The sequence below is a fragment of the Thauera sp. ZXT1-4 genome (genome assembly GCF_052598215.2).
Genome location: NZ_JBQWSN020000061.1, coordinates 1 through 5313, shown reverse-complemented (window position 1 = coordinate 5313; position 5313 = coordinate 1). Strand labels below are relative to the sequence as shown.

At 64.1% G+C, this 5313-nt stretch carries 4 protein-coding genes; all 4 read left to right on the top strand.

Annotated elements, in window-relative coordinates:
• The first annotated feature begins 57 nt into the window (after nucleotides 1-57).
• The 4 genes from ACUH78_RS18670 to ACUH78_RS18655 all read left to right on the top strand — a co-directional run bounded on the left by ACUH78_RS18670 (nucleotide 58) and on the right by ACUH78_RS18655 (nucleotide 5201).
• Nucleotides 58-627: a hypothetical protein gene (locus ACUH78_RS18670; RefSeq protein WP_510497598.1), complete on the top strand. Its 570-nt coding sequence runs from the start codon at nucleotides 58-60 to the stop codon at nucleotides 625-627.
• Nucleotides 628-630: 3 nt separating this feature from the next.
• Nucleotides 631-3771, top strand: coding sequence for a tyrosine-type recombinase/integrase (locus tag ACUH78_RS18665; RefSeq protein ID WP_510497597.1), 3141 nt, complete (start codon nucleotides 631-633; stop codon nucleotides 3769-3771).
• Nucleotides 3772-3781: 10 nt separating this feature from the next.
• Entirely contained in the window at nucleotides 3782-3937 is a 156-nt protein-coding gene (locus tag ACUH78_RS18660) for a type II toxin-antitoxin system RelE/ParE family toxin (RefSeq protein WP_198158975.1), read from the top strand.
• A gap of 133 nt (nucleotides 3938-4070) precedes the next feature.
• The gene (locus ACUH78_RS18655; RefSeq protein WP_445334367.1) at nucleotides 4071-5201 is read left to right on the top strand and encodes an ISAs1 family transposase; all 1131 of its coding nucleotides are present in this window, start codon (nucleotides 4071-4073) and stop codon (nucleotides 5199-5201) included.
• Nucleotides 5202-5313 lie beyond the last annotated feature (112 nt).

Sequence of the window (5313 nt, the reverse complement as noted above, 5' to 3'; positions counted from 1 at the left end):
GCGTATCACGCGAGTTACACCCTCTACACATGGCTCTACTCGGCCCTCTCGACTAGCATGCGCGCGCTGACGAGCCCGCGCGCGAATACGCTCTTTCTCGCGGGCAAAGATGACGCGGTGCATGCATTCGACGCGGCACTGTCAGACAAGGATGACGAACGCAGCAGCCGCGCACGGCTGGCAATCGTTGATGCGTCGCTGTGCCTTCAGTTGCAGAACTACCGCGACCATGTCGATAACCTGCTCCAGCGGCTGCAGCCGCAGATCGATCGCAAACAGGCTGCTGACTGGCAGCCCTTCGTCGTGCTCGATGAACGCCGCCGGCTCGCGCCGCTGACGCCCACGTGGGTCGCCGGTCAGCTTGCCGCGCGTGGCGCGCCACTGCCGGCCAACTTCCATCGCGCATTTCTGCGCACGCAGCTTCTCGCCCGCGGCGTCACCGGCGAAGTGATCGACGCGTTCCTGGGGCACTTCAACGACGGCGAGTCCCCGTTTGGGAGGTTCTCCAGTTTTGATTACGGCTTGCATCGCGCCCAGCTGATGCCGGCGTTGCAGTCCCTGCACGAGGCGCTCGAGCTCGTTCCGATCAAGAGCCGACTCCTTCACCACCTCGACCGGCGGGGTTAGTCGATGAACCTGAATGTAACGCTGGAGACGGCGTGGTCGGATACGGAACGGAGCCTGTCACCGCGCACGCGCCAGCGGATGCCCGGGCTCAAGCGATTCCTCGCGCAACTCGAGAATCCGCACGCACGGCTGTTGAGCGGTCGCGAGTCGCAGGACGATACCGCCGCGACCGACTTCGCAAGCGCGCGAACGCTCGAAGCGCGCATTGTTCAACATATCCGCACACAAGAGCTGCAAAGCGCTGAGGCGGCCGACTGGCTTCGCATCCTGTATCTGGTCATCCGGAATCTGCAAGCTGCGGGGGTGATCGTCGCCGAGACACGACTACCGGCGGCCCTGCCCAGCACGCCCAGCCCGTTTTCTGAACCGAGCATGGCCGCCGCGGCGCGCACCGCGGCATGGCGCGAAGCACTTCATCGCGGGATCGAATCACTCGGTAGCAACCCGATTGATCCCCTTCAAGTCTGGGGCGCAACCCTCCTTTCGGCGGTCTTGCACGGCGCGCTGCTCGATTCAGTCAAGCTCAACCGGCTGATCGAACACATCAGCCAAGGCGGCCGGTTCCACGGCACCGTCCCCCGCTGCTACCTCGAGTTCGACCTCCCCCACCAGGGACTCGGGAACCTGCATCTGCAGCGCTGGTTTCCGGATGCACTGACCGCGCTTCTGCTCATCCGCCTCATCGAGCGTCAGGCCGGCGTGGCGGCTTCAGCGCCACCCTCTGCTCCGAAGGCTCAGGTCGCTATCCGGCGCTTCCTCACCGCGCAAGGCCTCTCGCGCGAACGACAGCCGACCGGGGTCAAGGACCTGATCGAATCCGCCAGCACCTGGTGGCGGGCTCATGCGTCCTCGCTCGAGGTCGGCGTGATGACACGCGCGCTCCCCGCGCATGCGATTCACCGCCGAAGCTGGCAGCGGATTTTTGGCGCTTCGCAGTCCTCACTCGCGGCGCGGCTGCGATCCAGCGCCTACGTCTCACCCGAAGACGCAGACGCCGACTACGCGGACCTGCTAGAGAATCTGTCGATAATGTATCCGTGGCTCGAGCCTGCGCTGGCCGCTCTGGAAACCGATCAGCACTCGACGGCCCTCGCGGCCATCACTGCCCTGATGGCGCGTCACCCGCACGAGCCACTCGCCCGTTGCTATCTCGGTTTCATCCAGTTCCTCGTCGACGGCAACAGCGCGACCGGAAAGCCGCTGGCCCTATCAACGATTCGTCACCGGGTGACCGAATCTCTTCGCCGCTTGCTGTCTCACCTCGGGCCGGCCGATCCGACACGGATGCCGCTCGAGGACCTGCAGGCTCTCTACGCAGAGATCAGCAACGAGTGCGACATCGAGTCGGCCCGGCTCGCACTCAAGACGGGCCTGCGCGAGTTTCACGCTTACCTCGTGCGCAAACATGGTTTGCCCCACATCCAGCGGCTGGACCTCGTGCTCGGTGATGACGCCCATTTGATGCCGGTCGACGCCAACCTGGTCACCATCGACGAGTACTGGGCAGCGCAATCGTGCCTGGATCAGGAACTCGCCCGCGGGGTTGCACCCGACCTCGTGCGCATCGCCAAGCTCGTCCTGATGATGGCCTTTCGACTGGGCCTGCGTGCGATGGAGATCTTCGGGCTGCGCATTGAGGACGTCCACCTGCACGGCCGCGGCCTCACGGTGCTGGTCCGCGACTATCCCGGCCATCGCCTCAAAACCGAGAACTCGAAACGGATCCTCCCTGCTCACGCCTTGCTTGCACCGGGCGAGCGCACGATGCTGAGAGCCTGGGTTCGCAGGCGACAAGCAGAAGATGCGGCCGCGGTCGAATCGGGGGTGACACGCTCCGCGTTGCTCCTGGCGAGCGTCAAGACGGGCCGCACCAGTGTGTCCTACGAGGGCATCTCGGACCGTGTCTATGCGGCGCTGCGCCGCGCCACCGGAGACCGGCTGCTGTTCATTCACCACTTGCGGCACGCGTTTGCGACGTGGACGATGCTGCGTCTTCGCGCACCCGACGCCCCCGAAATCCCGGAATTCTTCGCAGCGCACCCCGCCACCGCGCGCTGGCTTGCGAACGGGCGTCGAGCGCGCCTGCTGTTGCTCGGCCATGTCAGCGCGCCGAGCCGAGTGTATGGCTTTGCCGTCGCGCGGCTGCTCGGGCATTCGAGCCCCACCGTGTCGATGGGACACTATATCCATGGCACCGAGATCGTGATGGCCGCCCTCACCGATCGCGAACTGCGTGCGCTGCCCAACACTGTGCTCGCCGCCGCATCGGGTCTGCCCTTGAGCACGGCGATGCGCTACCTCGAGTCGTCTGCACTGGCACTGGTCGCGCGCACGCTGGCGCGACTACCCCAGTTGCCGGCGCCCTTAGTCGAGGAACCCATCGAGCCGACGGCGCCCATGGTGCCTGCCCCCTGCCAGCGTCCCCGAGGGCGCCCCAAGGCACCGCCCCCCCACCTGAGCGCGCACTGGCTTGCACTCGACAAGGTCCGGGCCGTCCTGCATCTGGCCGCGTTGCCCGACCTCTCACAGGCCCAGATTGCCGAGCAGTTGCAGATGGCGCCAGCCGCTGTGGCCTCGATCCTCGCACAAGCACCGGTCTATGCCCCCTTGCTGGGGCTCGCGCTCACGGACACGAACGTGCCCAAGCTGCCCCGGCCGCGCTTGCCAGCCGAGCTCGCGTTTCTGGCCAGTTTCGAAGCGCGTCTGGCGGTGCTCGCACGCAAATCACCGGCGTTGTGCCGTGCTGGCCTGCAACTTCACCTGAAGCACTTCAATCGCCAGAAGCATGATGTCGTGTTCACCGGGCCCCAGCATGGCGATGCGCTCGCAAGCTATATCCAGTTCCTGGGCGAACTCGGGATCAAGGAGTCGGAGTTTCAGTGCGTGCTGCGCACCCAGGACGGCCAAGCCCGTCCTCCGGCCTGGGTTCCTTCCACGCTCAAGGCTCAGCTTCCCGTACGCATCCGCCGCATCGGTCCACCCTCACTCGCCAAGGCGTCGAGCTACGCCAAGTGGCTGGGTATCCAGCTCACCGAGCCGAATGGTAGTGGGCTGGGTCACCTGGCGGGGATCGCCTGCATGCTGGGCACGCTCGCGTTTGAGACGACGCTCAGAGAGCCTTCTGATACCCATCACCAAGTGTGATAGTTCAACGATGAATCGCGTCTTCAAAACTCGCCACTTCAGCCGCTGGATGCGAAAGACAGAACTGACTGACGAGGCCCTGTGTGGCGCAGTACGCGAGATGGCTCAGGGGCTGATCGACGCGGATCTCGGCGGTGGTTGCGATGACGACAAAGACGAAGGCTAAGAGCCGAATCCTGTAGGGCAATCGCACCGACTTCGCATAGCTCAAATAAATAACTCGTTAACTTTCATGACCTTGCGAGACCCCTGTTCACATTGTCATAAATTGTGTAGTTTCCTACCTTTTTGGGCTCCCCATGAAGGCAGGAAACGTCATGCCGCTGACGCAGGTGTTCGTCTCGATTTCCGACCCGCGCAGCGCGCGGCACAAACGCCACGACTTGGCCGAGTTGCTGACGGTGGCGGTGTGCGCGGTGCTCTCGGGTGTGGACGACTTCGTCGACATCGAACTGTGGGGCGAGGCCAAGATCGACTGGTTGCGAGGCTTCATGAAGCTTGAGCATGGCATCCCGTCTCACGACACGATCGGACGCGTGTTCGGGATGATCGCGCCCGACGAATTCGAGTCGGCGTTCCGGCAGTGGGTGGGCATGGTGGTGCCGGCGCTGGCTGGCGATACGGTCGTGGCGATCGACGGCAAGACCAGTCGGCGCTCGGGCGGCAAGAGCAAGACGGACGCCAGTCCGCTGCACTTGGTCAGCGCGTTCGCGGCCGGCATGGGCGTCGTTCTTGGCCAAACGGCGACCGCCGAGAAGTCGAACGAGATCACCGCGATTCCCGAACTGCTCGCCAAGCTGGCGATCGAGGGCTGCGTGGTGACAATCGACGCGATGGGCACCCAGACGAAGATCGCCCGCACGATCCGCGAGCGTGGCGCGCATTACGTGCTGTGTGTGAAGGAGAACCATCCGAACCTGCACGACTCGATCCTGTTTTCCGATATCGATCCGCGAGGGCCGCTGACGCCGAGCTCGACCCATGAGACCACGATCAAGGACCACGGCCGCATCGAAGTCCGTCGATGCCGCGCCTACGCCGCGATCGATCGCCTCTACAAGTCCGAGGACTGGCAAGACCTGGCCAGCTTCGCGGTCGTCGAGCGCATTCGCACCGTGGGCGATCACACCAGCACCGAGCGCGCTTTCTACATCAGCAGCCTGCCCGCCGACGCCGAGCGTATCGCTCGGGCCGTGCGCAGTCACTGGGAGATAGAAAATCGGCTTCATTGGTGTCTGGATGTGCAGTTCAACGAGGATCAGTCACGGGTGCGCAGCGGCTATGCCGCCAACAACCTGGCCATCGTTCGCCACATCGTGATGAACCTGCTGCGGCTCAACACGACCCGCAAGGCAAGCATCAAGTCCAAGCGCATGCTGGCTGCGACGATCGACGAATTTCGCGCTGAGCTGCTTGGGGTTATGACATGAAGGTGCGATTGCCCTGCCGAATCCTGGAGGCTGTGAACGAGACGGCGGCGGATCTGAGCCGGTTGGGCTTTATCGACCAACGCAAGATGCGCAAATACGACGCGTTGTGTCT